At 67.2% G+C, this 25,634-nt stretch carries 25 protein-coding genes; 8 read left to right on the top strand and 17 right to left on the bottom strand.

Annotated elements, in window-relative coordinates; all coding sequences use genetic code 11:
- Positions 1 to 77: 77 nt before the first annotated feature.
- Positions 78 to 1,274 carry an acyl-CoA dehydrogenase gene (locus ASF43_RS00220; RefSeq protein ID WP_056175037.1) on the top strand — a complete coding sequence of 399 codons (1,197 nt, stop codon included), beginning with the start codon at positions 78 to 80 and terminating at the stop codon, positions 1,272 to 1,274.
- An 8-nt stretch (positions 1,275 to 1,282) separates the two neighbouring features.
- Positions 1,283 to 2,527: a CaiB/BaiF CoA-transferase family protein gene (locus ASF43_RS00215; protein WP_056175034.1), complete on the top strand. Its 1,245-nt coding sequence runs from the start codon at positions 1,283 to 1,285 to the stop codon at positions 2,525 to 2,527.
- Between the two features lie 78 nt (positions 2,528 to 2,605).
- On the opposite strand, the gene xdp1 is transcribed toward ASF43_RS00215, so the two are convergent.
- A complete protein-coding gene (xdp1, locus tag ASF43_RS00210) occupies positions 2,606 to 3,394 on the bottom strand; it encodes an exosortase-dependent surface protein XDP1 (RefSeq protein WP_082497515.1) in 789 nt (262 codons plus the stop codon).
- Positions 3,395 to 3,555: 161 nt separating this feature from the next.
- Positions 3,556 to 6,390, bottom strand: coding sequence for an XrtA/PEP-CTERM system TPR-repeat protein PrsT (gene prsT / locus ASF43_RS00205; protein WP_162241742.1), 2,835 nt, complete (start codon positions 6,388 to 6,390; stop codon positions 3,556 to 3,558).
- A gap of 191 nt (positions 6,391 to 6,581) precedes the next feature.
- Here prsT and ASF43_RS00200 point away from each other — a divergent pair, with 191 nt between their 5' ends.
- Positions 6,582 to 7,538, top strand: coding sequence for an aldo/keto reductase (locus ASF43_RS00200; RefSeq protein ID WP_056175026.1), 957 nt, complete (start codon positions 6,582 to 6,584; stop codon positions 7,536 to 7,538).
- Here ASF43_RS00200 and rlmB read toward each other — a convergent pair.
- Both rlmB and ASF43_RS00190 read right to left on the bottom strand, forming a co-directional pair.
- Positions 7,535 to 8,278 (bottom strand): 23S rRNA (guanosine(2251)-2'-O)-methyltransferase RlmB, encoded by a 744-nt coding sequence (rlmB, locus tag ASF43_RS00195; RefSeq protein ID WP_056175023.1) that lies wholly within the window; start codon positions 8,276 to 8,278, stop codon positions 7,535 to 7,537. The genes ASF43_RS00200 and rlmB overlap by 4 nt on opposite strands.
- Positions 8,279 to 8,366: 88 nt before the next feature.
- The gene (locus tag ASF43_RS00190; RefSeq protein ID WP_056175020.1) at positions 8,367 to 9,050 is read right to left on the bottom strand and encodes an ABC transporter ATP-binding protein; all 684 of its coding nucleotides are present in this window, start codon (positions 9,048 to 9,050) and stop codon (positions 8,367 to 8,369) included.
- Between the two features lie 62 nt (positions 9,051 to 9,112).
- Between ASF43_RS00190 and ASF43_RS00185 the strand changes: the two genes are divergently transcribed.
- Positions 9,113 to 9,721, top strand: coding sequence for an arylesterase (locus tag ASF43_RS00185; RefSeq protein ID WP_056177925.1), 609 nt, complete (start codon positions 9,113 to 9,115; stop codon positions 9,719 to 9,721).
- A gap of 2 nt (positions 9,722 to 9,723) precedes the next feature.
- The gene (gene mnmH, locus ASF43_RS00180) at positions 9,724 to 10,791 is read left to right on the top strand and encodes a tRNA 2-selenouridine(34) synthase MnmH (protein ID WP_056175018.1); all 1,068 of its coding nucleotides are present in this window, start codon (positions 9,724 to 9,726) and stop codon (positions 10,789 to 10,791) included.
- A 3-nt stretch (positions 10,792 to 10,794) separates the two neighbouring features.
- Here the strand turns inward: mnmH and ASF43_RS00175 are convergent, their stop codons facing one another.
- From ASF43_RS00175 to hfq, 10 genes are all read right to left on the bottom strand, one after another.
- Positions 10,795 to 10,989: a hypothetical protein gene (locus ASF43_RS00175; RefSeq protein ID WP_056175015.1), complete on the bottom strand. Its 195-nt coding sequence runs from the start codon at positions 10,987 to 10,989 to the stop codon at positions 10,795 to 10,797.
- A gap of 105 nt (positions 10,990 to 11,094) precedes the next feature.
- The gene (locus ASF43_RS00170) at positions 11,095 to 12,309 is read right to left on the bottom strand and encodes a PLP-dependent transferase (RefSeq protein WP_056175012.1); all 1,215 of its coding nucleotides are present in this window, start codon (positions 12,307 to 12,309) and stop codon (positions 11,095 to 11,097) included.
- Positions 12,310 to 12,343: 34 nt separating this feature from the next.
- The gene (locus tag ASF43_RS00165) at positions 12,344 to 12,868 is read right to left on the bottom strand and encodes a phosphoribosyltransferase (RefSeq protein ID WP_056175009.1); all 525 of its coding nucleotides are present in this window, start codon (positions 12,866 to 12,868) and stop codon (positions 12,344 to 12,346) included.
- Between the two features lie 41 nt (positions 12,869 to 12,909).
- Positions 12,910 to 14,253: an adenylosuccinate synthase gene (locus ASF43_RS00160; protein WP_056175005.1), complete on the bottom strand. Its 1,344-nt coding sequence runs from the start codon at positions 14,251 to 14,253 to the stop codon at positions 12,910 to 12,912.
- Between the two features lie 22 nt (positions 14,254 to 14,275).
- On the bottom strand, positions 14,276 to 15,427 hold the full coding sequence (locus ASF43_RS00155; protein WP_056175002.1) for an ATP phosphoribosyltransferase regulatory subunit: 1,152 nt from the start codon (positions 15,425 to 15,427) through the stop codon (positions 14,276 to 14,278).
- Between the two features lie 72 nt (positions 15,428 to 15,499).
- Positions 15,500 to 15,682 carry a DUF2065 domain-containing protein gene (locus tag ASF43_RS00150; protein WP_056174998.1) on the bottom strand — a complete coding sequence of 61 codons (183 nt, stop codon included), beginning with the start codon at positions 15,680 to 15,682 and terminating at the stop codon, positions 15,500 to 15,502.
- Positions 15,683 to 15,688: 6 nt separating this feature from the next.
- The gene (gene hflC, locus ASF43_RS00145; RefSeq protein WP_056174994.1) at positions 15,689 to 16,585 is read right to left on the bottom strand and encodes a protease modulator HflC; all 897 of its coding nucleotides are present in this window, start codon (positions 16,583 to 16,585) and stop codon (positions 15,689 to 15,691) included.
- Positions 16,586 to 16,596: 11 nt separating this feature from the next.
- Positions 16,597 to 17,976: an FtsH protease activity modulator HflK gene (gene hflK / locus ASF43_RS00140; protein ID WP_056174992.1), complete on the bottom strand. Its 1,380-nt coding sequence runs from the start codon at positions 17,974 to 17,976 to the stop codon at positions 16,597 to 16,599.
- 19 nt (positions 17,977 to 17,995) lie between these two features.
- A complete protein-coding gene (hflX, locus tag ASF43_RS00135; RefSeq protein ID WP_056174989.1) occupies positions 17,996 to 19,186 on the bottom strand; it encodes a GTPase HflX in 1,191 nt (396 codons plus the stop codon).
- Positions 19,187 to 19,255: 69 nt separating this feature from the next.
- A complete protein-coding gene (gene hfq / locus ASF43_RS00130) occupies positions 19,256 to 19,510 on the bottom strand; it encodes an RNA chaperone Hfq (RefSeq protein ID WP_056174986.1) in 255 nt (84 codons plus the stop codon).
- A gap of 268 nt (positions 19,511 to 19,778) precedes the next feature.
- Between hfq and ASF43_RS00125 the strand changes: the two genes are divergently transcribed.
- The 3 genes from ASF43_RS00125 to ASF43_RS00115 are packed head-to-tail and all read left to right on the top strand — an operon-like array spanning position 19,779 to position 22,469.
- Positions 19,779 to 20,756 (top strand): ABC transporter substrate-binding protein, encoded by a 978-nt coding sequence (locus tag ASF43_RS00125; RefSeq protein ID WP_056174983.1) that lies wholly within the window; start codon positions 19,779 to 19,781, stop codon positions 20,754 to 20,756.
- 10 nt (positions 20,757 to 20,766) lie between these two features.
- The gene (locus ASF43_RS00120; RefSeq protein ID WP_056174980.1) at positions 20,767 to 21,675 is read left to right on the top strand and encodes an ABC transporter permease; all 909 of its coding nucleotides are present in this window, start codon (positions 20,767 to 20,769) and stop codon (positions 21,673 to 21,675) included.
- Positions 21,675 to 22,469 carry an ABC transporter ATP-binding protein gene (locus ASF43_RS00115; protein ID WP_056174977.1) on the top strand — a complete coding sequence of 265 codons (795 nt, stop codon included), beginning with the start codon at positions 21,675 to 21,677 and terminating at the stop codon, positions 22,467 to 22,469. The genes ASF43_RS00120 and ASF43_RS00115 overlap by 1 nt, the downstream gene beginning before the upstream one ends.
- A gap of 15 nt (positions 22,470 to 22,484) precedes the next feature.
- Here the strand turns inward: ASF43_RS00115 and der are convergent, their stop codons facing one another.
- Genes der through ASF43_RS00100 form a run of 3 tightly spaced genes read right to left on the bottom strand, consistent with a single transcriptional unit; the run spans position 22,485 to position 25,625 of the window.
- Positions 22,485 to 23,828 (bottom strand): ribosome biogenesis GTPase Der, encoded by a 1,344-nt coding sequence (der, locus tag ASF43_RS00110; RefSeq protein ID WP_056174974.1) that lies wholly within the window; start codon positions 23,826 to 23,828, stop codon positions 22,485 to 22,487.
- 10 nt (positions 23,829 to 23,838) lie between these two features.
- Positions 23,839 to 24,969, bottom strand: coding sequence for an outer membrane protein assembly factor BamB (gene bamB / locus ASF43_RS00105; RefSeq protein WP_056174971.1), 1,131 nt, complete (start codon positions 24,967 to 24,969; stop codon positions 23,839 to 23,841).
- Positions 24,966 to 25,625, bottom strand: coding sequence for a tetratricopeptide repeat protein (locus tag ASF43_RS00100; protein ID WP_056174968.1), 660 nt, complete (start codon positions 25,623 to 25,625; stop codon positions 24,966 to 24,968). Before ASF43_RS00100 ends, bamB begins: the two co-directional genes overlap by 4 nt.
- Positions 25,626 to 25,634 lie beyond the last annotated feature (9 nt).

The following is a 25,634-nucleotide window of genomic DNA, read 5'->3' as shown; positions in this document are numbered from 1 at the left end:
AAGCATCGTTTGCCCGGCCGTGCAGCGCTGCGCTACGATGGCCGCCTCTACCCCGATTCATTCCCCTAGGAGACGCGATGGCCACCGCCCGTTTTGATTGGCAAGACCCCTTCCTGCTGGAGCAGCAGCTGACCGACGACGAGCGCATGGTGCGCGAGGCCGCGCACGCCTACTGCCAGGGCAAGCTCAAGCCGCGCGTGCTCGACGCCTTCCGCAACCAGACCACCGACCCTTCCATCTTCCGCGAGATGGGCGAAGTGGGCCTGCTCGGCCCGACGATTGCGCCCGAGTACGGCGGCCCCGGCCTCTCATACGTCTGCTACGGCCTCATCGCGCGCGAAGTGGAGCGCGTGGACTCGGGCTACCGCTCGATGGCCAGCGTGCAGTCCTCGCTGGTCATGGTGCCGATCAACGAGTTCGGCACCGAGGCGCAGAAACAGAAGTACCTGCCCAAGCTGGCCCGCGGTGAATGGATTGGCTGCTTCGGCCTGACCGAGCCCGACCACGGCTCGGACCCGGGCTCCATGGCCACGCGCGCGGTCAAGACAGCCGGCGGCTACAAGCTCAAGGGCAGCAAGATGTGGATCACCAACAGCCCGATCGCCGACGTGTTCGTGGTCTGGGCCAAGGAAGTCAGTGAGGGCGGCGCCGTCGGCCCGATCCGCGGCTTCGTGCTCGAGAAGGGCATGAAGGGCCTCACTGCCCCCGCCATCCACGGCAAGGTGGGCCTGCGTGCCTCGCTGACCGGCGAGATCGTGATGGACGACGTGTTCGTGCCCGAAGAGAACGCCTTCCCCGAAGTGCAGGGCCTCAAGGGCCCGTTCACCTGCCTGAACTCGGCCCGCTACGGCATCGCCTGGGGCGCGCTGGGCGCGGCCGAGGATTGCTGGCACACCGCGCGCCAGTACACGCTGGACCGCAAGCAGTTCGGCCGCCCGCTGGCCGCCAACCAGCTGATCCAGAAGAAGCTGGCCGACATGCAGACCGAGATCGCGCTGGGCCTGCAAGGCTGCCTGCGCCTGGGCCGCATGAAGGACGAAGGCCCGGCCGCCGTGGAGATCACCTCGCTGATCAAGCGCAACTCCTGCGGCAAGGCGCTGGACATCGCGCGCATGGCGCGCGACATGCTGGGCGGCAACGGCATCTCGGATGAGTTCGGCATCGCCCGCCACCTGGTGAACCTGGAAGTCGTGAACACCTACGAAGGCACGCACGACATCCACGCGCTGATCCTGGGCCGCGCGCAGACCGGCATCGCCGCGTTCGCGAACTGAAGCCCGGCATGGCAAGCACATCCAACACGGGAGCCCTCGCCGGCCTCAAGGTGCTGGACCTGTCGCGCGTGCTGGCCGGCCCCTGGTGCACGCAGATCCTGGGCGACATGGGCGCCGACGTGGTCAAGGTCGAGTTGCCAGGTGCCGGCGACGACACGCGCCACTGGGGCCCGCCCTTCCTGAAGGACGCGCAGGGCCACGACACGGACCAGGCCAGCTACTTCACAGCCTGCAACCGCAACAAGCGCTCCGTCACGATCGACATGGCCAAGCCCGAGGGCCAGGCGCTGATCCGCAAGATGGCGCTGGGCTCCGACGTGCTGGTGGAGAACTTCAAGGTCGGCGGCCTCAGGAAGTACGGGCTGGACTACGCGAGCCTGAAGGCTGTGAACCAGCGCCTGGTGTATTGCTCGGTGACCGGCTTCGGCCAGGACGGGCCGTATGCCGAGCGCGCCGGCTATGACCTGTTGATCCAGGCCTCCAGCGGCATGATGAGCATCACCGGTCGCGCCGATGGCGAGCCCGGCGGTGGCGGCATGCGCGTCGGCGTGGCGCTGACCGACCTGTTCACGGGCGTCTACGCGTCCACCGCCATCCTGGCCGCGCTGCGTGCGCGCGATGCGACGGGCGAGGGCCAGCACATCGACATGGCGCTGCTGGACGTGGGCATGGCCATCCTGGCCAACCAGGCCACGGGCTTTCTGAACACGGGCAAGGTGCCGCAGCGCCAGGGCAACACGCACCCCAGCCTGGCGCCGTACCAGGACTTCCCGACGCTGGATGGCGCGATGCTGCTGGCGATCGGCAACGACGGGCAGTTTGCGCGCTTTTGCGAAGCGGCCGGCCAGCCGGAATGGGCGGCCGACCCGCGCTTTGCGAAGAACACCGCGCGCGTGCAGCACCGCGGCGTGCTGATCCCGGCCATGGAGGCCGTCACGCGCCAGCGCAGCACGGCAGACTGGATCGCGCTGCTGGAAACCAGGGCCGTGCCCTGCGGGCCAATCAACGACATCGGCCAGGCCTTCGACGATGCACAGGTCAAGGCGCGCGGCCTGCGGCTGGACCTGCCGCGCGAGGCCGGCGACGGCATTGCCAGCATCGCCGGCGTGGCCAGCCCGCTGCGGCTGTCGGCCAACCCGCCCGTGTTGCGCCATGCGCCGCCGGCGCTGGGCCAGCACACGGACGAGGTGCTGGGCGAGCTGGGCCTGTCGGCCGCCGACATCGCCGGCCTGCGCGAGGCCGGCGCGGTCTGAGCGCGGCCTGCGGCCCGCAACGCAAAACGGCACCGCCTGCGCGGTGCCGTTTTGCTTGGGGGGCAGCTCGAACGCGGGTCAGTGCTTGGCAGCAGCCCGGCGGCGCAAGCCGAGCAGGCCGACCAGGGCCGCGCCCATCAGGGCCAGCGAGCCGGGCTCGGGCACCTTGCCGGGCGGCGTCGTCGGCGTGGCGCTGCCGGTCAGGGTCGACAGCTTGAAGTAGTCGTCGTTCTTGTCGGCCACGCTACCCGTGCCGAAGCCGGTGTTGAACGCGCTGACCAGCCACCAGCTGGAGCCCTTGTCGGCGGCGTTGACGTTACGCGGCGTGTCCACGGCCAGGTCCAGGTAGTTGCCGACCAGCTCCCAGCCGGTCTTGCTGGAGGTGGCCTGGACGGCAGCCCAGGTGCTGCCGCTCATCGAGGGAGCGGACGTTCCCGTCCAGCGCAGCAGGCTGATGTCGGAGTCGTAGCCGCCGTTCCAGCCGATCATCACCGTGTCCAGGATGACGCTGCTGGAGAAGCTCAGCAGGACCATGTCGGTGTTCTCGTTGTTGTCCACGGCATGCGTGGGGCTGGCGCTGTCCGAGCCGGACTTCACGCCCAGGCCGCTGTCGGACCAGACCGCCAGCGTGGCGGCGGCAAACGTAGCGCCCGAGGCAAATGTCTGCCCGTTGGCACCCATGGCGCCGTTGGCGATCGAGAACGCCGTCGCCGTGGCCGTGATGCCGTCGGAGACCGCCTTGGCCTGGCCGCCGGTGACCGTAGAGGGTTCGAAGTTCCATGCCGCCGTGGCGCCGGATGCGGACAGCGCCAGCACGGCACCCATTGCGAGGCTGGCCAGGAATCCGGTCTTTGCTGTGTGTTTCATGTTGAGAGCCTAAAACGAAGAATCTAACGGTTTCATACGATTCGAAACATTTATAGCCAAAAGCGTGCCAGTGGGATGTTCTCTATTCGAATCAAATACTTGGACGCTTTGGCGACGTCACTCAGCGCCGATATGTAACATTCATCGACAACTAGAGAAGCTCATTCACGCAGCGTGGTTGCCAGTCTTTGGGCATCGGGCTCGTACTCGGCGCTGAGGCCGGACTTCAGCGCAACGCTGACCTCCTCCCTTGCCTCCATCCTGCGGCCGGTCTGGGCCAGCACGGCCGACAAGTGGTAGCGGATGTCGGCGCTGCCGGGCTCGCGCAGGCGGGCATCGCGCAGCAGTTGCAGCGCCCGGTCACGCTCGGCCGCGCCGCCGGTCTGGAACAAGGCCCAGCCCAGGGTGTCCAGCGCCTGCGCGCTGGCCGGCGCCTTGGCCACCGCACGTTCGGCCATGGCCACCGCACCGGCGTCTTTCAGGCGCAGCAGCACGTTGGCCTGGTTGTTCAGGACGGCCGCGTCGTCCGGCGCGGTCTTGAGGAGCAGGTCGTAGGCATTGCGTGCGGACGCATATTGGCCGCTGGCGGCATAGGCGTCGGCCAGTGCGCGGCGGGCGCGGGCGTCCTGCGGGTGCTGGCGCAGCCAGTCTTCGACGAGCCGCGGCGCGGTCTTGCCGCCGTCCTGCAGCCACTGCTGGCGGAACAGGCGCAGCAGGCTGTCCGTGGAGGGCTCGGCCTGGTGGGCGCGGCGGTAGGCCTCGACCGCGGCGGTACCCTGGCCGCGTGCGCGGGCCGCGTCGCCGATCAGGGTATGGCCGATGGCCAGCCTGGGGTTCTGCTGGGCGATCTGGCGCGCCTGCTGCTCGGCCTTGGCCAGGTCGCCGCGGCGCAGGTCCAGGTCGACTGCCATGGCCAGCGCGGGCAGGTAGCCGGGCTGGGTCGACAGGGCTTTTTCCAGCGCGTAAGCCGCACCGTCCGGGTTGTTGGCGGCCATGTGCAAGGTGGCGATCTGGACCTGCAGCGCGGCGTTCTCCCCTGCCGTGCGCGTGGCCACGTTCAGCGTCGAGCGGGCGCCCACCGCATCGCCATTGGCCAGCTGGGCGCGCGCATAGGTCACGAGCACCTGCAGGTCTTCCGGGGCCCTGGGGTTCAGGTTGCGCGCGGCTTCCATGGCCTGTGGCGCGCGGCCGGTGCGCAAATGCAGGTCTACCAGCGCCAGGCCGGGCCGCAGGTCCTGGCGTGCGGCGTTCGCATTGGCACGCTCCAGCCAGCGCAGCGTGTCGTCGGGCGTGCCGCGGGCGGTGCTAAGCACCGAAAGTTCCAGCAGCACGTCGACGTTCTTCTCGTCCGCCTTCAGCAGTGCGGCCAGGCGCTCGGCCGCAGCGTCGAATTGCTTCTGCGCGATCTCGACACGTGCCAGGTGCAGCTTCGGGGCCAGCAGCTCGGCGTCCAGCGCGATGGCGCGTTCGAACGCGGCACGGGCTTCGGGGATCTTGCTGGTCTGCGCCAGGGCCATGCCCAGCAGGTCGTGGAAACCAGCGTTCTGCGGTTGGCGCTTGACCAGATCCTGCGCGACGGCGACGGCCTTGGCCGACTGGCGGCTGCGCAGGTACAGGCCGGCCAGGGCCACGCCAGCCTGCGTCTGCGTGCCGTCCTTGCGGTAGGCGGCCTCCAGTTCGGTCGTGGCGATGCCGACCTGCCCGCTGCGCAGCAGGCCCATGCCCAGCACGGTGCGGAACTCGGCACCGTCGCGCGCGCGCAGCGCCTCCTGCATCAGAGAGATGGCGCGCGCGTTGCGGCCCTGGGCCATGTGGACAGACGCTAGCAGCGTCATCGCCTGGCCGTCGGACGGCTGCGTGCGCAGGTAGGCTTCGAGCACACCGACCGCGCGGTCGAGGCTGGACTCCTGCAGGTAAATCTGCGCCAGCAGCTTGGACGCGGCCGTGGCACCCTGCACGCGCTGCAGGGCTTCCAGATAAGGCTTGGCCTTTTCCTTCTCGTTCAGCGCGTAGTGGGCCAGGCCGTTGAGCAGCAGCAGTTGCGGCCGGTATTGCACGGTCTCGGGCGAGGCCGGGTCGATCAGCTCCGTCACCTGGCGCAGCGCGGCCTTCGCCACGGCGGGCTTCCCATCGCGCTCGGCCAGCAGCGCACGCAGGTACGCCGCGCGCGGCTCCTTGGGCAGCAGCACTTCCAGCTCGGCCAGGTCGCGCGCAGCATCGGCGAAGCGGCCCTCGTCCACGTACACACCGGCACGCGCAACGCGCCCCTCCACATGCTTGCGGTCCAGCGCCACCACCTGGTCGTAGGCAGCCAGCGCGCCCGCCAGGTTGCCCTGCACATGGGCCAGCGCCCCGCGCTGGTAATGCATCTCGATGGCCTGCGGTGCCAGGGCCTGGGCGCGCGCTACCGCGTCAGCCGCCTCGCGGTATTGGCGCGCACGGATGCGCACGGGCACCTCGGCCACCCAGGGGTCGGCCGAGCGCGGGTCGATCGCGCGTGCTTCCTCCAGCGACTTCAGCGCGCCGCGCACGTCGCCCAGGTCGGACGCCGCGCTGCTGCGCAGCACCAGCAGTGGCACCTGCGCGATCGGCGACAGGCCGGCCACGGCGAACATCGGCTGCTCCAGCAGTTGCCGGTGCTTGCCTTGCGCCAGATAGGCCTGGGCCAGCGGCACAACGATCTCGGCCCGGTTCACACCCAGTCGCAGCGCCTCGGCGAACGCGACCTCGGCAGCCGCCACCTCGCCATTGCCCAGCAAGGCCTTGCCCAGCAACACCTGCACCGGCAGCATGGTGCGGTCGATCTGCAAGGCGTTCTTGAGCTGGATGATGGCGCCGGGCAGATCCTGCTTCTCGTACCGGCCGAGTGCGTCTTCGTAGTAGCGCGAGGCCTGGCCGTCGACCGCCAGCGCCGAGCCGAGGCTGGCGCACAGCGCGGCCACCAAGCCCAGGCGGGCCAGGACGGGCAGACGGGTGGGATGGATGGAAAACGTCATGGTGCAGTTCATTCGGTACGGTGTTGCAGCCAAAGGCGGGCATGAAACGTTGCCGAATGTAACGTAATGGCTGCGAATCGCCACTTTTGAATACAGATGAACGTGATCTTTTGCACCAATTTAAGAACGAGTGATGGCGCTTCGCGGCGGGCGCAACAATGCAGCCCCGCACAACTTCACATCCTGACACCATGCTCCTGCGCTCTCTGGGCCGTTCCGGCCTGCAAGTCTCACCGCTGTGCTTCGGCGGCAATGTGTTTGGCTGGACGGTGGACGAGGCCACATCCTTCTCCCTGCTCGACGCCTGGCTGGACGCGGGCTTCAACTTCATCGACACGGCCGACGTGTACTCGCGCTGGGCAAGCGGCCACCAGGGCGGGGAATCGGAAGCCGTGCTGGGCCGCTGGCTCAAAAAAAGCGGCAAGCGCAACCAGGTGGTGCTGGCCACCAAAGTTGGCAAGGACATGGGCAAGGGCAAGGTGGGCCTGTCGTCGGCCTACATCCGCCAGGCCGTGGAGGCTTCACTCAAGCGTCTGCAGACCGACCGCATCGACCTGTACCAGTCCCATGACGACGACGCCGGCACGCCGCTGGCCGACACGCTGGGCGCCTATGCGGACCTGATCCAGGCCGGCAAGGTGCGGGCCATCGGCGCATCGAACTACACCGCTCCGCGCCTGGCCGAGGCACTGGACACCAGCAGCCGGCACGGCCTGCCACGCTACGAGTCGCTGCAACCGCTGTACAACCTGTACGACCGGGCCGTGTTCGAGGACGCGCTGGAGCAGGTCTGCGTGGACAACGGCATCGGTGTCATGAACTTCTACGCCCTGGCGGCTGGATTTCTGACCGGCAAATACCGCAGCACGGGGGACGCGGCGAAAAGCCTGCGCGGCAAGAGCACAACGGGCAAGTACCTCAACGCGCGCGGGCTGCGCATCCTGGCGGCGCTGGACTCGGTGGGCGCCGAGTTGAATGCCGAGCCGGCAGCGGTCGCCGTGGCCTGGCTGCTGGCGCGGCCCAGCGTCACCTCACCGATCGCCAGCGCGACCTCATTGGCGCAGCTGCAACAACTGGTCGCCGCGGCCCGGCTGAAGCTGCCGGCAGATGCCGTCGCGCGCCTGGACGCTGCGAGCGCTGAAGACTAAGCCTGCACGCCGCGCTGGCGCAGGGCCTCGTACAGGCACACGCCGCTGGCCACCGAGACATTAAGGCTCTCGACCGCGCCCTGCATGGGGATGCTGATCAGCGCATCGCAGGTCTTGCGCGTGAGCTGGCGCATGCCCTCGCCTTCGGCGCCCAGCACCAGCGCCGTCGGCCCGCGCAGGTCGGTCTGGTACAACGTCGCGGGCGCGTCGTCGCTCGTGCCCACGCACCAGATGCTGCGCTCCTTCAGTTCGCCCAGCGTGCGCGCCAGGTTGGTGACCATGAAGTACGGCATGGTCTCGGCCGCACCGCTGGCCACCTTGGCCACGGTCGCGTTCAGCCCAGCCGCATGGTCCTTGGGCGCAATCACCGCGTGGGCGCCGGCACCATCGGCCACCCGCAGGCAGGCGCCCAAATTGTGCGGATCAGTCACGCCGTCCAGCACCAGCAGCAGCGGTGGCACCGTCAGGCCATCGAGGAAATCGTCCAGCGAGTGCTGTTGCGGCAAGGGCTGCACGCGCGCCGCCACACCCTGGTGGCCATGGCTGCCGGCCAGCTTGGACAAGCGCGGGCCATCAGCCTCGATCAGCCGCGTGCCAGCTTCGCGCACACGGTCGAGGAATTGGCGCATGCGCGCGTCGCGCCGCGTCGGCTCGTAGTAGATCTCCACGATGGACTGCGGCGCCGTCTTCAGCCGCACGCCGACCGCGTGGAAGCCGAACAGGATTTTGGGGGCTGACATAGGGGCGCGATTATCGGCGTTGGCTGGTCACAACCCATCAGGCGCACAGCACTGGCCGCGCGATTGCTGGCCGACCAGCTGCTTCGAATTAGGCGGCCACGCGGCCCGCCTCGATCGTGATGCGGCGTTCGCACTGCGCCGCGATGGCTCGGTCGTGCGTGACCAAGACCAGGGTCGTACCCTGCTCGCGGTTCAGGTCGAACATCAGCTCCATGACCTTCTCACCGGTGGCGAAGTCCAGGCTGCCGGTGGGCTCGTCGGCCAGCAGCACGGCCGGCTGCACGACGAAGGCTCGCGCCAGCGCCACGCGCTGCTGTTCGCCGCCGGACAGCACGCGCGGGTAGTGGGACAGCCGCTCGGACAGGCCCACGCGCGCCAACATCTCGGTGGCCGCGGCACGCGCGTCGCGCCGGCCGGCCAGCTCCAGCGGCAGCATCACGTTCTCCAGCGCCGTGAGGTTCCCCATCAGCTGGAAGCTTTGGAACACGAAGCCGACCTTCTGTGCGCGCAATGCGGCGCGCTGGTCCTCGTCGATCGCGAAGAGGTCCTGCCCGGCGATCCGCACGGTGCCGCGCGAGGGCGTATCCAGCCCCGCGATGATGGACAGCAGCGTGCTCTTGCCGGAGCCCGAGGCACCCACGATGGCCGCTGTTTCCCGCGCAGCCAAGGTGAAATCGATATCGCGCAGAATGTCGAGCGTGCCCGTCGAGTCGCTGACCGACTTGAACACATGTTCGACAGAAACAAGCGCGGCGCCCGGGGGATTGGACATTGAAAGGCTTCTTGGTTTTGAGACGACGACACTTTATCGCGGGCCTGTACATCCCCTTGGCGCTGAGGCCATCGTGGGCCCAGACGGCCAAGGCCGCCGACGCATCCACCACCCGCCACCGCATCCTTGTCGTCGGCGACTCGCTGTCGGCTGAATACGGGCTGCGCCGCGGCGCGGGCTGGGTCGCGCTGCTGCAGCAGCGCCTGGCCAAGGAAGGTGTGTCGGCCGACGTGCGCAACGCCAGCATCAGCGGCGACACCACCTCGGGCGGCCGTGCACGGCTGGCACCGCTGCTGCGCAGCTACCAGCCCACGCACATGGTGCTGGAGCTGGGTGGCAACGATGCCTTGCGCGGCCTGCCGCTCAAGAGCACGGCCGACAACCTGCGCGCCATGACCCAAGCCGCTCAGGACGCCGGCGCCCAGGTGCTGATCGTGGGCATGCAGGTGCCTCCCAACTACGGCGGCGACTACGGGCGGCAGTTCTCCTCCCTGTTCGCCGAGGTCGCTGCCGAACGCAAGGCAGGCCTGGTCCCGTTTCTGCTCAAGGGCGTCGCAGACGGCCCCGATGCGGCCTCGCTGTTCCAGGCCGACCGCATCCACCCGCGCGAGGAAGCACAGGCTGCGATGCTGGACAACGTCTGGCCCGCACTGCGTCGGCAACTGCGCTAGCCATGAACATCACGCGCGTGCCGGCGCCGCAGGCCATCGCCAGCCTGGAAGGCTTCTCGGCCATCATCGATGCACGCAGCGAGGATGAGTTCGCGCTCGACCACATGCCTGGCGCCGTGAACTGGCCTACGCTGCGCAACGAAGAACGCCGAATCGTCGGCACCACGTACAAGCAGATCAGCGCTTTCGAGGCCCGCAAGCGCGGCGCTGCGATGGCGGCGCGCAACATCGCCGACCACATCGACCGCCATGTGCTGCAGGTGCCCAAGCACTGGCAGCCCCTGGTTTATTGCTGGCGCGGTGGTCAGCGCAGCAACGCACTGGCGCTGATCCTGGGGCAGATCGGGTTCAAGGTCAGTCTGGTCGAGGGTGGTTACCAGGCCTTTCGACGTGCCGTCATCGACGACCTCCCACCGTTGGTCGCACCGCTGCAGTGGCGCGTGGTCTGCGGCAACACTGGCACGGGCAAGACGCGGCTGTTGCAGGCGCTCCTGGCCGAAGGCGCACAGGTTCTGGATCTGGAGGCGCTGGCCAGCCACCGCGCCTCGGTGCTCGGCGCCATTCCCGGCGTCGCGCAACCCAGCCAGAAGCATTTCGAGACGCGCATCTGGGAGCGGCTGCGATCCTTCGACCCCGCACGGCCGGTGTTCGTGGAAAGCGAGAGCAGGAAGGTCGGCAACGTGGTGGTTCCCGATGCCTTGATGCAAGCCATGCGCGCAGCGCGCTGTGTGCGTCTGCTGCTGGCCGAAGACGAGCGCGTGGCGCTGTTACTGGAAGACTATGCGCCGCTGCTGCAGGACGCGGATTTTCTATGCGGTCGTCTGGACGTACTGCGCGAGATGCGTGGAAAGCTCACTGTCCAAGGATGGCAGGAACATGTGCGTGCCGGCCGCTTCGACGCCTTGGTGCGGGAGCTGTTGCAGCAGCACTACGACCCGGGCTACGAACATTCCATCGGCCGCAGCTTCAGCCGTTACGCGCAAGCGCCGGTGCATGTCGCCAGGGACCGCTCCGCCGATGCCATGGCCGATCTGGCACGCCGCATCATGGCGAGCGACGAAGCCGGTTGAAGATCAGGCCGGCGTGCCAGGCGTCGGGGGCGTGCCGCCCTGCTCGCCGTCCGCAGGGGCCTCGTCGCCCGTCTGGCCATCGGCGTCGCCAGGGCCCAGGTGCTTGCGCTCGGACTTGGCCTTGAGCTTCTCCTCCTTCTTGCGCTTCTTGGCCAGCTCTTTCTGACGTTTTTCGTATCCGTAGTTGGGTGTAGCCAATGTCGTGCTCTCTCAAAAGATGGGTGGTGTCACTCTAACAGTTCGGCCGAGCCAAACGGCTCGGGTGAATACGCATTTGTGCGGATAAGACGGTGTACACCATTGCTATGCCAGTGCCTGCACCATGGCCTGCGCCAAATCTGCCTGCAGGTCGTGTACAGCTTCAAGGCCAACCGAGAAGCGGATGAGCGTGCCGTGTGCCAGATGCGCCGGCCAGCGGCTGCGCATGCTCCCCAGCTCGTATGGCACGACCAGGCTCATCGGACCGCCCCAGCTGTAGCCCAGCTTGAACAGGCGCAGCGCGTCGCAAAACGCATCGACGCGGGTGGCGTCGAACCGCGGGTCGACGATCACGCTGAACAAGCCGGCCGCGCGACCCGGCTCGGTGCCGCCATCGCGGTTGCACAGTGCCGCCCAATGCGCATGGCCTGGCGAGTCGGCCAGCGCCGGGTGCAGAACCTGTGCGAACGCGTCGCGCCCCTGGCACCAGGAGGCCAGCGTGCGCGCCGCTGCATCGTGCGCGCGGTAGCGCAGTGCGATGCTGGGCAGCGAGCGCAGAACGGTCTCGGTGTCGTTGGCGCTCACACCCAGGCCCAGGCGCATGTGGGTCAGCTTGAGTTTCAGGTGCAGCGCTGCGTCGCGCGTGATCACGCTGCCCATCAGCACGTCGCCGCCGCCACTGGGGTACTTGGTCAGTGCATGGACCGAGATGTCGACGCCCAGAGGCTCGGCCACCGTGCCGAGATCGAAGGCATTGAAAGCCAGGCCCGCACCCCAGGTGTTGTCGAGCGCGCTGATCACGCCCTTGGCACGGCAGATGCGCGTCATCTCCACGAGGTCGGGAAACTCCAGCGTCACCGAGCCCGCGGCTTCCAGCCAGACCAGGCGGGTGCGCGGCCCGATCTTCGCCGCCAGGTCTGCCGGGTCCATGGGGTCATAGGTGCGGTGCGTGATGCCCCAGTCCTTCAGCTCGCCGTTGGCCAGCGTCTTATTCGGGCCGTAGGCGTTGTCGGGGATCAACACTTCGTCGCCGCTCACCAGCAGCGACAGCGCGACGTTGGCAATGGCGGCCAGGCCGCTCGGCACCAGCAGGCATTGCAGCCCGCCCTCCAGTGCGCACAGGCGCTCCTCAAGGATGAACGTGGTGGGCGTGCCGTGCAGGCCGTAGGTGTAGCCGGACTTGTCCTTCCATTCGCGGTTGCGCATGGCCGCGACGTTCGGGAAGATGACGGTGGACGCCTTGAAGACGCCGGGCTGTGGTGCGGCGAAGGCCGCGGGGGGCGCGTAGGGGTGGTGGATCAGATCGGTGGGCATGCTCATGCGGCCATGTTAGCCGCCGCCTGCGCCGCCCGATTCAGACCTTCCACTTCTCCAGCAACTGCGCCGGCCCCATGCTGTCGTAGCCTTCGAATGGCTGGTGGATCCAGGGATTGGTGGGCAGGAACTCGACAGAGTAGTCAGCCGTGAAGGTGGACACGCCCTTGGTCCACAGGACGGCGCTGCGCAGCTCGGTGATGGGAGCGTAGCTGGTCTTGAGCAGCTTGATCACGGCGTTCAGGGTGTGGCCGCTGTCGGCCAGGTCGTCGACCAAAAGCACCTTGCCGGCGATCTCGCCCTTGGGCGTGGTGATGAAGCGCGCGATGTCCAGGTTGCCCTGCCGCGTCCCGGCTTCGGCGCGGTAGGAGCTGGTGGACATGATGGCCAGCGGCTTGTCGAAGATGCGCGACAGGATGTCGCCCGGCCGCATGCCGCCGCGCGCCAGGCACAGGATGTTGTCGAACTCCCAGCCCGACTGGTGCACCTTGATCGCCAGCTTCTCGATCAGGTTGTGGTACTCGTCATAGCTGACGTACAGGTGTTTGCCGTCTTCGGTCAACATGGGCGGTATTCCTCGTGGGTGCTTGTTGAATGGGAAACGGCTTAGCCCGGCTGGTACGGGTTCTGCATCAGGATCGTGTGGTCGCGGTCGGGACTGGTGGAGACCATCGCGATGGGCACGCCGGTCACGTCCTCGATGCGCTGCAGGTAGCGGCGTGCGGCGGCCGGCAACTGGTCGTACACCGTGACGCCGACCGTCGAATCGCTCCAGCCCGGCAGGGTTTCGTAGATCGGCTTGCAGCGTGCGATGTCGTCCGCGCCCATGGGCAGGATGTCGATGGTCTCGCTGTCCAGTTCGTAGCCGGTGCACAGCTGGAGCTCCTGCAGACCGTCCAGCACATCGAGCTTGGTGATGCACAGGCCCGACAGGCCGTTGACCTGGGCCGAGCGTTTGAGCAGCGCGGCATCGAACCAGCCGCAGCGGCGCGAGCGGCCGGTGGTCACGCCCTTCTCGGCGCCGACGGTGCTCATGTGGTAGCCCGGTGTGCCCGGCTTTTCCCATTCGAGCTCGGTCGGGAAAGGGCCGCCGCCCACGCGCGTGCAGTAGGCCTTGGTGATGCCCAGGATGTAGTGCAGCATGCCGGGGCCGACGCCGGCACCGGCGGCGGCATTGCCGGCCACGCAATTGCTGGACGTCACGTACGGGTAGGTGCCGTGGTCCACGTCGAGCAAAGTGCCTTGCGCGCCTTCGAAAAGCAGGTTGGCGCCTTCGCGGTGCGCGTCGTTCAGTTCGCGCGAGACGTCGGCCATCATCGGGCGCAGCAGCTCGGCGTGGCGCATGGACTCGGCGTAGACAGCTTCGTAATCGATCGGCTGGGCGTGCAGGAACTCGGTCAGCACGAAGTTGTGCAGGCTCAGCAATTCACGCAACTTGGCGGCGAAGCGCTCGGGGTATTTCAGGTCCTGCACGCGCAGCGCGCGGCGGGCGATCTTGTCCTCGTAGGCCGGGCCGATGCCGCGGCCGGTGGTGCCGATTTTCTCGATGCCCACCTTCTCGCGCGCGGCTTCGCGCGCCACGTCGAGTGCGGCATGGAACGGCAGGATCAGCGGGCAGGCCTCGCTAATGCGCAGGCGCGAGCGCACTTCGACGCCGGCCCTCTCCAGCCCTTCGATCTCCTCGAACAGCTTGGCGGCCGACAGCACCACGCCGTTGCCGATGTAGCACTTGACCCCGGGGCGCATGATGCCGCTGGGGATCAGGTGCAGCGCGGTCTTCACGCCGTTGATGACCAGCGTATGGCCGGCGTTGTGGCCACCCTGGAAGCGGACCACGCCTTGCGCGCTCTCGGTCAGCCAGTCGACGAGCTTGCCCTTGCCTTCGTCACCCCATTGGGTGCCGACCACGACCACGTTGCGGCCAACGGCCTGCGGATTGCCTGTCTTCATAGTTCGAAACGCTCAGGTTTGTTCAGATGGCTTGTACGACCCATTGCCCGGCGCTGTGCGTCAGCACGCGGTCGCAATGGAACTCATCGACTTCGCTCTCATGGCCCGGCAGCACGCAGACCACGGTCTCGCCGCGCTGGCGCAGCGACGTGATCGTCGCATGCAGGCTTTCGCCCTCACCCCAGGGCGCGCGGATGGCAGCACGCAGGGGCCGTGGCGGCACGGCGCCCACCAAGTGCTTCAGGTCCAAGCTGAAGCCCACGGCCGGCCGGTTGCGCCCGAACACCGCGCCGACCTCGTCGTAGCGGCCGCCCCGCGCCAGCGCATCGCCGGCCTGCGTGCTGTAGATCGCAAAGCGCATGCCGCTGTAGTAGCTGTAACCACGCAGGTCGGCCAGGTCGAAGCTCAACGGTGCCCGATCGCCCAGCACGCGCGCCAGCTGGCGCAACTCGGCCAGGGCTTGCTGCAGGGCTGGCTTGGGCGGCAGCACACGTGCGGCTTCGTCGAGCACGGCCATGTCGCCGTACAGCTGCGGCAGGGCACGCAGGCCTTCGCGGTCCTGCGCGGGCAAGTCGCGCGTGAGCACTGCGAGCTCGCCGGCATCTTTGGTCGTCAGCGCCGCCTGAATGCGGGCCAGCGTCGCCGCCGGCAGATCAGCATCGGCCAGCAGCGCGCGCACGATACGCGCGTCGCCGAGATCCACGCTCAGGCCACTGGCCTGCGCCGCCACCAGGCAATCGAGTGCAAGCCGCAGCACCTCGACATCGGCCTCCAGGCCGGAGTGCCCGTAGATTTCGGCGCCGAACTGCAGCGGCTCGCGCGTGGCATGGGCACGGTCGGGCCGGGTGTGGGCCACGGGGCCACAGTAGCACAGCCGCGTCACACCTTGGCGATTCAACAGGTGGGCATCGATGCGTGCGACCTGCGGCGTCGTGTCGGCACGCAGGCCCATCATGCGGCCCGACAGCTGGTCAACGAGTTTGAAAGTCTGGAGATCCAGCGCCTCACCGGTGCCGGTGAGCAGCGACTCCAGGTGCTCGAGCAATGGTGGCATCACCAGCTCGTAGCCATAGCCACGGGCAGTGTCCAGCAGTTCGCGGCGTAGTTCTTCGATGTGCCGGGCCTCGGAAGGCAATACATCGGCGATGTGATCCGGCAGGACCCAAGCAGACATGGAAATGCGGGCGCTGTTAAAAAAGGGATTCTACCGGCCTGTCATGCGGTGTCGGCCGCGTGACAGTGAGCATCACGAGAACAGCCAGAGCAGCCCGAGGCCGAGCAGCACGCTGCATAGGCCGAAGAATCGGATCTGGCCGTCGCTGAGCTGCAGGATCTGCAGGAACATGCGACGCCAGCCTGCGGGCGATACAAAAGGCAGCAAGCCCTCGATCACGAGCACCAGGGCCAGCGCGGCCCACAAGGTGTCCATCGCGCCTCAGCGCGATGCAGGTGCCGCGCCCGGAGTGCCACGCATGGCGCGGAAGAACTCCGAAGAAGGATCGACCACCATCAGGTCGCCCTTCTTGTTGAAGCTGCCCTTGTACGCTTCCAGGCTGCGGTAGAACTGCGCGAACTGCGGGTCACGGCCGAAGGCTTCTGCGTACAGCGAAGCCGCCTGCGCATCACCCTCGCCCTTGATCTTCTGCGCATCGCGGTAAGCGTTGGCGATCACCACTTCGCGCTGACGGTCGGCATCTGCACGGATCTTCTCGCCCTCAGCGAAACCAGTTGAACGCAGCTCGTTGGCGACGCGCTTGCGCTCGGCCTCCATGCGGCGGTAGACCGACTCGGTGATGGACTCCACATAGTCAACACGCGTGATGCGCACGTCGATCACGTCCACGCCCCAAGGCCGGCTGCCGCGCACGGCCTCCAACACCTCGCGCTTGACGTCGGCCATCAGCTCCTCGCGACGCGACGACAGCAGGTCGCGGACGGTGCGGCGATTGATTTCCTCCTGGAACGCATTGCGCGCCACACGGTTCAACTGGTTGGCACCGGCGCTTTCGTCCAGGCCCACGTTGCGGATGTACTCCGACGGGTCGGTGATGCGCCAACGGATGTACCAATCGATCACCACGCGCTGCTTTTCAGCCGTCAGCATGGGTTCGGGATCGGTGCTGTCCAGCGTGAGCAAACGCTTGTCGATGTAGCGCACGTTCTGGAACGGGGGCGGCAGCTTGAAATTCAGGCCCGGCTCGGTGATGACTTCCTTGATCTGCCCCAAGGCGTAGACCACGCCGAACTGGCGCTGGTCGACCACGAACAACGTGGAGCTCAACAGCGCCAGCAATACGAGCAGCGAGGATGCGATAAAACCAACTCTATTCACTTCTCTTGCTCCTAGCGCAGATCGCGTTCACGCGTGCGGCCATCGCGGGCGCGCAGATCACCACTCACGGCGGGGGAAGGCAACGGCGTCGGCGGCACCACGGTGGCATTGCCGGGCAGCGCAGCGTCGGCCGCGCCGGATTGGGCCGTCATCTGCATGAGCTTGTCCAGCGGCAGGTACAGCAGGTTGGACCCCTGACGGGAATCCACCAGGATCTTGGTCACGCTGGAGTAGATCTGCTGCATGCTGTCCACGTACATCCGGTCACGCGTGACCTGGGGTGCCTTCTGGTACTCAGCCAGGACAGAGCGAAAGCGCTGCGCGTCACCGTCGGCCTGCGCCACGATGCGAGCCTTGTAGGCCTCGGACTCTTCCTTGAGCCGCGAAGCGGAACCGGTTGCCCGCGGGATCACGTCGTTCGCATAGGCCTGGGCTTCGTTCTTGGCGCGCTCGCGCTCCTGGCCCGCCTTCAGCACATCGTCGAACGCGGCCTGCACCTGCTCAGGTGGCCGCACGCCACTTTGCTGCAGGTTCACGCCGACGACTTCAATGCCGACCTTGTAGCGGTCCAGGATGGTCTGCATCAGGCCACGCACACGCGGGGCGATCTGGTCGCGCTCCTCGGCAAGTGCCGAGTCCATGCGCATCTTGCCGACCACCTCGCGCACTGCAGTCTCCGCCGCCTGCACCACGGCGATCGTCGGGTCCTTGCTTTCGAACAGGAAGGCACGCGCATCATTCAAGCGGTACTGCACGGCGAATTTGATCTCGACGATGTTCTCGTCCTCGGTCAGCATCGCAGACTCACGCAGGCCCGTGGCCTTGATGATGGATTCACGGCCGATGTCGATAGAGCGGATCTGCGTCACGAAGACCAGTTCATGGCGCTGGATCGGGTACGGCAGGCGCCAGTTGAAGCCGGCTCCAACAGTCGACTTGTACTTGCCGAACTGCGTGATCACGGCCTGCTGGCCTTCCTGCACGATGAAAAACCCGGTGCCGAGCCAGATCAGCACCGCAACAGCAGACAGCAGGCCGACGCCGATGCCGGCGCTCTTCATGTCGGGCTGGAAACCTCCACCGCCCGTGCCCCGGCCACCGCCGTTGCGGCCACCATTGCCACCACCGCCAAACAGGCCACCGAGCTTGCGGTTGAAGTCACGCCAGAGTTCGTCCAGATCGGGAGGCCCCTGGTTGCCGCCGCGGTTTGGTGCACTGCGCGGAGGCTCATAGGGACGCTGCTCGCCATCGGGCCGCCGTACTTCGGGCTTTTCGTCCGAATCCGTCGCCTTGTCGTCTCCACGGCCCCATCGGGGATCGTTCAGATTGAACATGCCGCGGATGCGGCCAGGCAGGCCAGCCCAACCCGACGGCCGAGAAGAAAGGTTCATTCGCTCTGGTCTCTTGTAGTCAACGGGTGATTGTGCCGAATCGTGGATCGGCCTCATGATACCCAGGGGAATCGAGCCCGACATGGTCCAGTTGCTGGGCGCGGCGTCCTAGTTCGGCCCGCAGTTGCGCCATGCCTTCGCCCGTTTGCGCGCTCAGGAACACACGGTCCAGCGTCGTGCCGTCCACGACCATGCTGTCCGTCAGTTGCAAGGGCCGCTGCGCTTCGTCGAGGGCATCGAGCTTGTTGAAGACCAGGAGCATGGGCACGGTGTCGGCGCCGATGTCGGCCAGCACGCGGCGAACCTCCTCCATCTGCTCTGGATGGTGCGGATTGGACGCATCGACCACGTGTAGCAGCAGGTCGGCGTCGGCAGCCTCCTGCAACGTGGCGCGAAACGCATCGACCAGGCCGTGCGGCAGGTCACGGATAAAACCCACGGTGTCGGACAGCGAGACCGAACGCCCGGCTTCGCCCAGGTACAGCTGGCGTGTCGTCGTGTCCAGCGTCGCGAACAATTGGTCCGCCGCATAGGCCCGCGCCTTCACGAGTGCATTGAACAGGCTGGACTTTCCCGCGTTGGTGTAGCCCACAAGAGAGATCGTGAACGCATCGCGGCGCTCGCGCTGGCGACGTTGCGTGCCGCGCTGGCGCACGACCTTGGACAGCCGCTCACGCGTGCGCTTGATGGACTCGCCGATCATGCGCCGGTCCAGTTCGATCTGTCGCTCGCCCGGGCCGCCGCGCGTGCCGATGCCGCCACGCTGGCGCTCCAGATGCGACCAGCGCCGCACCAGGCGCGTGCTGAGGTACTGCAGGCGCGCCAGCTCCACCTGCAGCTTGCCTTCATGGCTGCGCGCACGCTGCGAAAAGATGGTCAGGATCAGCATGGTCCGGTCGTTGACCGGCAGCTCCAGCACCCGCTCAAGGTTGCGCTGCTGCGCGGGGCTTAGCGACTGGTCGAACAGCACTTCGCTGGCACCATGCATTTGGGCCAGCAGCTTGATCTCCTCGGCCTTGCCAGTGCCGATGAAGAGAGCAGCGTCGGGCGCCTTGCGTTTGCAAGTGATGCGCGCCACAGGCACCAGGCCGGCGGTCTGGGCCAACAGACCCAGCTCCTCCAACTCCTGGTCGAAATGAGGCAAGCCGAAATCGACCCCGACCAGAATGGCCGAGGCCGTCGCACGATCCACAGGAGATGTGTCAGTCAATCGATTGAAGGAAAGGTGGCACGCCTTTCACAAGGCATGCAGACGCCGGCCTGGGCCTGCGCCGTTTGCTCAGGAAGCCGCGTCGGCAGCGTTGTCGTCCTGTGCCGCCTGAAAGTTGACGGCACGCCCAGGGACGATGGTCGAAATGGCGTGCTTGTAGACCATCTGCGTCACCGTATTGCGCAGCAGCACGACGTACTGATCGAAGGACTCGATCTGACCCTGCAGCTTGATGCCGTTGACGAGATAGATCGACACAGGCACGTGCTCGCGACGCAAGGTGTTCAGGAACGGATCCTGCAAAAGTTGGCCTTTATTGCTCACGATATCCTCCGTGTTGTGACAGTTGTTATTGGGAAGCGGGGAACCATACCACAGGGATTTCGCGCCACTCGGTGAAAACACTGATGTCCTTATGCGACGTGATGGGACTGGCGCGCGCGGCGCATGCACGGCCCGCATCGATGCACCAAAGCGGGGATGTTCGGGCTAGACTTCGCGCGCGCTGCGACCTTACACGGCGTCGTGCACACAAGAATCAGACCCAAAATGCGACTGCGCAAACCGCATACGAAGCACACCCAAGATCCCCATGCACCATCCATTTCTGAGCCGCTCCGCAGCTGCACTCGCACTGGCACTGGGCACCCTCACCATGCCTGCCCTCGCAGCCGATGCGCCATCCGTTGCCGTCACGGCCATCGTCGAACACCCGGCGCTGGACGCCGTGCGCGATGGTGTGCGCGACGAACTGAAAGCCGCCGGTTTCGAGGACGGCCGGAACTTCAAATTCAGCTACCAAAGCGCGCAGGGCAACGTCGGCACGGCGGCCCAGATCGCGCGCAAGTACGCAGGCGACCGACCCAGCGCGATCGTGGCCATTGCCACACCGTCAGCGCAGTCGGCGGTCGCTGCCACCAGGCAGATCCCGGTGATCTACTCCGCCGTGACCGACCCTGTCGCGGCAAAGCTGGTGAAGGACTGGGGACCCTCGGGCACCAACGTGACCGGTGTGTCCGACCTCTCGCCACTGGACAAGCACCTGGATCTGATCAAGAAGATCGTGCCGAACGCCAAGCGCGTGGGTGTGATCTACAGCCCGGGCGAGGCCAACTCGGTGGCCATCGTGGCCGCCCTCAAGAAGGCTGCAGGCCCCGCTGGCGTCACCATCGTCGAAGCTGCCGCCGCACGCACGGTGGACGTGCCGACCGCCGCGCAAAGCCTGATCGGCAAGGCCGATGCGATGTACACGCCGACCGACAACAACGTGGTCTCGGCCTTCGAAGGCATCGTCAAGGTCGCGCAGCAGGCCAAGATCCCCGTCATCGCGGCCGACACGGCCACAGTGGAACGCGGCGCCGTGGCCGCGCTGGGCCTGAACTACTACGACATCGGCCGCCAGACCGGCAAGATCGTGGTGCGCGTGCTCAAGGGAGAGGCCCCCGGCACGATCGCCTCGCAGACGAGCAACAACTTCGAGCTGTTCGTCAACCCCGCCGCGGCCAAGCTGCAGGGTGTGAACCTGCCGGACGAACTGCTCAAGAGCGCCAAGGTCGTCGGCGCGAAGTGAGCGCACTGCCATGTCGCTCATCGCCTCGCTGGGTGCGATCGAGATCGGCCTGATTTTCGGGCTGGTCGCCCTCGGCGTCTTCATCTCGTTTCGCATCATCAACTTCCCCGACCTGACGGTGGACGGCAGCTTCCCGCTCGGCGCGGCCGTGGCCGCCGCGCTGATCGTGGCCGGCTGGAACCCGTTCGCGGCCACCGCCCTCGCGTGCGTGGCCGGCGCCGCATCCGGCTGGATCACGGCCTGGCTCAACGTGCGGCTCAAGATCATGCAGCTCTTGGCCAGCATCCTGGTCATGATTGCGCTGTACTCGGTCAACCTGCGCGTGATGGGCAAGCCCAATGTGGCGCTGATCAGCGAACCCACGGTGTTCAGCCTGGTGCCAATCGGCGACCTTCCCGAATACTGGGCCAAGCCGGCGCTGCTGCTCGTCATCGTGGTGGTGGCCAAGTTGCTCGTGGACTGGTTCTTCGCCTCCGAGGCTGGCCTGGCCATGCGCGCCACGGGCAGCAACGCCCGGATGGCGCGCGCGCAAGGTATCTCGACAGACCGCCACACCGTGCTGGGCCTGGCACTGTCGAATGCGCTGGTGGCGCTCGCCGGCGCCCTGTTTGCGCAAACGCAGGGTGCGGCCGACATCTCCATGGGCATCGGCACCATCGTGATCGGCCTGGCGGCGGTGATCATCGGCGAGACGCTGATGCCTTCGCGCAGCCTGGTGGTCACCACGCTGGCCTGCATCCTGGGCGCTGTGCTGTATCGCTTCTTCATCGCGCTGGCGCTGAACACCGAGTTCATGGGCCTGCAGGCGCAGGACCTGAACTTGGTCACGGCCGTGCTGGTGGCGCTGGCGCTGATGGTGCCGGTCTACAAGCGCAAGCTGGCAGGCTGGATGCCGGGCAATGCCAAGGGAGCCAAGTGATGCTGCGCGCCGAACAATTGCAGATCACCTTCAACCCGGGCACGCCAATCCAGAACCACGTGCTGCGCGGGCTGAGCCTGGCGATCCCCTCGGGCCAGTTCGTGACCGTGATCGGCTCCAACGGGGCCGGCAAATCGACCTTTCTGAATGCGGTGAGTGGCGACCTGCTGGTCGACACCGGCCGCATCGACATCGACGGCCAGGACGTCACGCGGCTGCCGGCCTGGCAGCGCGCCGGCATGGTGGCGCGTGTGTTCCAGGATCCGATGGCTGGCACCTGCGAGGCGCTCACCATCGAAGAAAACATGGCGCTGGCGCACAGGCGCGGCGGCAAGCGCGGCTTCGGTCTGTCATTGAATCGAGGGCTGCGCGAACTGTTCCGCGAGAAGCTGGCCATCCTGAAGCTGGGCCTGGAGAACCGGCTGGCCGACCGGATCGGCCTGCTATCCGGTGGCCAGCGCCAGGCCGTGAGCCTGCTGATGGCCTCGCTGCAGCCGTCGCGCATCCTGCTGCTGGACGAGCACACGGCAGCGCTGGACCCGAAGACCGCGGCCTTCGTGCTGGAACTGACAGCACGCATCGTCGAAGAGAACCGGCTCACTGCCATGATGGTCACGCACAGCATGCGCCAGGCGCTGGACTACGGCCAGCGCACCGTCATGCTGCACGAGGGCCAGGTGATCCTGGACGTGGCGGGCGATCAACGCCGCGGGCTGGACGTGCCCGACCTGCTGCGCATGTTCGCGCAGACGCGCGGCGAGAAGCTGGACGACGACAAGCTCCTGCTGTCGTGAACTGCGCGAAGGAGCTCAGCGCTCCTTCTTCGCAGCGAATGGGTTGTCCGAACTCTTCATCTGGATGCGCAGCGGTGTCCCGGTGAGGTCGAACTCCTTGCGGAAGCGGCCTTCCAGGAAGCGCTTGTAGGTCTCGCTCACGTTCTCCAGCGAATTGCCGTGGATCACGATGATGGGCGGGTTCATGCCGCCCTGGTGGGCGTACCGTAGCTTGGGCCGGAACATGCCGCCGCGCTCCGGGCTCTGGAACTGCACGGCCTCCAGCAGCAGGCGCGTGAGCACCGGCGTGGACATCTTGCACATGGCGGCCTTGTGTGCCTGCGCGATCGAACCCCAGACCGGGCCCAGGCCCTGACGCTTCTGGGCCGAGATGAAGTGCAACGAGGCGAACTTCAGGAAAGGCAGCCGCGTCTCGATGGAGCGTTGCACCAGCTCGCGCTGGTAGCTGTCCACGGCATCCCATTTGTTGATGGCGATCACCACGGCGCGGCCGCTCTCCAGGATATAGCCGGCGATGTGCGCGTCCTGGTCCGTCACGCCCTGCGTAGCGTCCAGCAGCAGCAGCACGACGTTGGCACCTTCGATGGCCTGCAGCGTCTTGACCACCGAGAACTTCTCGATGGCCTCGAACACCTTGCCCTTGCGGCGCAGGCCGGCCGTGTCGATGAGTTCAAAGCGCTGGCCGCGACGCTCGAACGGCACGGAGATGGCGTCGCGCGTGGTGCCCGGCAGGTCGAATGCCACCAGGCGCTCCTCGCCCAGCCAGGTGTTGATGAGCGTGGACTTGCCGACATTGGGCCGGCCGGCCACGGCCAGGCGGATCACCCCGGGGTCGACGGCGTCGTCGTCCTCTGGCTCTTCCGGCAGATGCAGCGGCGCCAGCGCCAGCTCGATCAGGGTGCGCATGCCCTGGCCGTGCGCGGCCGAGACCGCGTGCACCTCGCCCAGGCCCAGCTCGTAGAAATCGCTGGTCTGGTGGCCCTCGGTCATGCCCTCGGCCTTGTTGGCTGCCAGCACGCAGGGCTTGCCCAGGCGGCGCAGGTAATTGGCGATGTCGTGGTCCTGCGCAGACACGCCACCGCGGGCATCGACCACGAACACCACGACATCGGCCTCGGCGACGGCCTGGCGCGTCTGCTTGGCCATCTCCTTGTAGATGCCGCTTTCGGCCGTCGGCTCGAAGCCGCCGGTGTCGATGACGATGTACTCCTGCTTGCCGTGCTTGCCGTTGCCGTAGTGGCGGTCACGCGTGAGGCCGGCGAAGTCGGCCACGATGGCGTCGCGCGATCGCGTCAGCCGGTTGAAGAGCGTGGACTTGCCCACATTGGGGCGACCGACCAGGGCAATGACAGGTTTCATCTGGGAGCGATCACTCGGGCGCGAAGCCGAACACGCCGCCGTTGCGCGTCACCACGACCAGCGTGTCGTCAGCCACCACGGGCGCGGCGACGATGGCCGAGCCATCGGTCGTCACACGGGTCAGCGGCGAGCCATCCTCGCGCGACACGAAATGCACGATGCCGCTCTCGTCGCCGACGATCACGGAGCGGCCCAGAGCCAGCGGCGCCGTGAGCTGCCGATAACGCAGGCGCTCGGAGACCCAGGCACGCTCGCCATCGCTGCGGCGCCAGGCCACCAGCTTGCCGTCGCTCTCGGGGCCGAACACAAAGCGGTCGTCGCCGTGCACGCCCTGGTAGCCCGACGAGGGCTTGGTCCAGGCCACCGTGCCGCGCGACGCGTCGACACAGCCCAGGCCAGCCTGGAACGCGCGCGTGCAGACCGAGTCGCCGACGCGGCTCACGCGCCCGACCAGGTCGACCAGGCGCTCCACGTCGTTGGTGCCGCGAGGGGTGGCGACGGGCGCGTCCCAGCGGATCGTGCCGTTCAGGGGATTGAGGCCCACGAGCCGGCCGGACAGGCCCACGACCAGCGTGTCGCCGACAGCCAGGATCACGCCGGGCTGGCGCAGCACCAGCGCTTCGCCGGGGCGCTGCTGCGTCCACAGCCTGCGGCCGCTCGCGCCATCCAGCGCCGTGACTGTGCGGTCGGCCCCCAGCACGAAGACGCGGCCACCGGCCACGAACGGCGCTGTCAGGACCTGGGCCGAGAGCTTCTGACGCCAGAGCTCGCGCCCGGCCTCGAAGGCCACGATCTCGTTGCCCTGCGTCGCCACGGCGGCTGTCTTGCCGTCGCTACCGACGCCGGCTGTCAGCTTGGCCTTGGCCGATGCGCGCCACAGCTCGCGTCCGCTGCGCGCGTCCAGCGCCAGCACCGTGCCGTCGCTGCTGGCCAGCGCGACCTGGCCGCCACTGACCTGCACGTCCAGCGGATAGGCGACTTCGCCGATCTTGGTGCTCCAGGCCTGCCGTACGCCCAGCAGGCCGGGATTGGGGCCGAGATCGGCCGGCTTGGGCTTGCCCGATCCGGCGCAGCCGGTCAGCAGCGCGGCGGCCAGGCCCAGCAGCGCCAGCTGGCGGCGGTTCCAGGTAACAGGCTTCATTTCTTGGCCTCCGCCGCCGCGTCCACGCCCAGGGCGTTGAGCTTGACCTCGACCATGCGGCGGTACTCGACGCGCGCATCCAGGCCGGCGTAGGCCTTGCGGTACTCGGACAGCGCTTCGGTCTTCTTGCCCTGCGCGGCGAGCACGTCGCCGCGGCGGTCGGCGGCCAGGGCCGCGAACTCGCCGGCGAAGCTGCCTTCGAGCTGCTTCAGTGCTTCGTCATAGGCCTTGGCGTCGAGCGCGATACCGGCCAGGCGCAAACGCGCCAGGGCCTGGTAACCGGGATCGGACGATTTTTCGGCCACCCAGGCCAGCGCAGCCTTCGCCGCATCGTTGTTGCCACGCTCGTGCAGCACTTTGCCCGCCAGCAGGCCGGCCTGCTGCGCATACAGGGTGCCAGCGTACTTGTCCTTGATGTCGCCGAAGGCGCGCTCCAGGCGTGCGGTGTCGCCGGCGCGGGCAGCACGATCGGCTTCGTCGTACAGGCTCGAGGCCTGGGCCGACTGGCTGCGTTGCCAATAGTGCCAGCCGTTCCAGGCGGCAAACCCGGCCAGCACCACAATCAGCAGCCAGGTGATGGCATTGCCATAGCGCTTCCAGAAATGCTTGACCTGGTCCAGCTGTTCTTGTTCTTCGAGATCGAGATGTGTTGCCATGGGTTGCCC

The sequence above is a fragment of the Pseudorhodoferax sp. Leaf267 genome, assembly GCF_001422405.1.
Lineage (GTDB): Bacteria > Pseudomonadota > Gammaproteobacteria > Burkholderiales > Burkholderiaceae_C > Pseudorhodoferax.
This window is presented reverse-complemented; position numbering and strand designations above follow the sequence as displayed.

Bases quoted from the DNA above. Each gene is read 5' to 3' on its own strand.
- ASF43_RS00170 (WP_056175012.1), bottom strand. From the start codon at position 12,309: ATGAGCATGCCCACCGATCTGATCCACCACCCCTACGCGCCCCCCGCG.
- ASF43_RS00160 (WP_056175005.1), bottom strand. From the start codon at position 14,253: ATGAAGACAGGCAATCCGCAGGCCGTTGGCCGCAACGTGGTCGTGGTC.
- ASF43_RS00155 (WP_056175002.1), bottom strand. From the start codon at position 15,427: ATGTCTGCTTGGGTCCTGCCGGATCACATCGCCGATGTATTGCCTTCC.
- hflK (WP_056174992.1), bottom strand. From the start codon at position 17,976: ATGAACCTTTCTTCTCGGCCGTCGGGTTGGGCTGGCCTGCCTGGCCGC.
- ASF43_RS00220 (WP_056175037.1), top strand. From the start codon at position 78: ATGGCCACCGCCCGTTTTGATTGGCAAGACCCCTTCCTGCTGGAGCAG.
- rlmB (WP_056175023.1), bottom strand. From the start codon at position 8,278: ATGTCAGCCCCCAAAATCCTGTTCGGCTTCCACGCGGTCGGCGTGCGG.
- ASF43_RS00150 (WP_056174998.1), bottom strand. From the start codon at position 15,682: ATGGACACCTTGTGGGCCGCGCTGGCCCTGGTGCTCGTGATCGAGGGC.
- ASF43_RS00200 (WP_056175026.1), top strand. From the start codon at position 6,582: ATGCTCCTGCGCTCTCTGGGCCGTTCCGGCCTGCAAGTCTCACCGCTG.
- der (WP_056174974.1), bottom strand. From the start codon at position 23,828: ATGAAACCTGTCATTGCCCTGGTCGGTCGCCCCAATGTGGGCAAGTCC.
- ASF43_RS00115 (WP_056174977.1), top strand. From the start codon at position 21,675: ATGCTGCGCGCCGAACAATTGCAGATCACCTTCAACCCGGGCACGCCA.
- xdp1 (WP_082497515.1), bottom strand. From the start codon at position 3,394: ATGAAACACACAGCAAAGACCGGATTCCTGGCCAGCCTCGCAATGGGT.
- prsT (WP_162241742.1), bottom strand. From the start codon at position 6,390: ATGACGTTTTCCATCCATCCCACCCGTCTGCCCGTCCTGGCCCGCCTG.
- ASF43_RS00100 (WP_056174968.1), bottom strand. From the start codon at position 25,625: ATGGCAACACATCTCGATCTCGAAGAACAAGAACAGCTGGACCAGGTC.
- ASF43_RS00120 (WP_056174980.1), top strand. From the start codon at position 20,767: ATGTCGCTCATCGCCTCGCTGGGTGCGATCGAGATCGGCCTGATTTTC.
- ASF43_RS00165 (WP_056175009.1), bottom strand. From the start codon at position 12,868: ATGTTGACCGAAGACGGCAAACACCTGTACGTCAGCTATGACGAGTAC.
- mnmH (WP_056175018.1), top strand. From the start codon at position 9,724: ATGAACATCACGCGCGTGCCGGCGCCGCAGGCCATCGCCAGCCTGGAA.
- bamB (WP_056174971.1), bottom strand. From the start codon at position 24,969: ATGAAGCCTGTTACCTGGAACCGCCGCCAGCTGGCGCTGCTGGGCCTG.
- ASF43_RS00125 (WP_056174983.1), top strand. From the start codon at position 19,779: ATGCACCATCCATTTCTGAGCCGCTCCGCAGCTGCACTCGCACTGGCA.
- ASF43_RS00215 (WP_056175034.1), top strand. From the start codon at position 1,283: ATGGCAAGCACATCCAACACGGGAGCCCTCGCCGGCCTCAAGGTGCTG.
- ASF43_RS00190 (WP_056175020.1), bottom strand. From the start codon at position 9,050: ATGTCCAATCCCCCGGGCGCCGCGCTTGTTTCTGTCGAACATGTGTTC.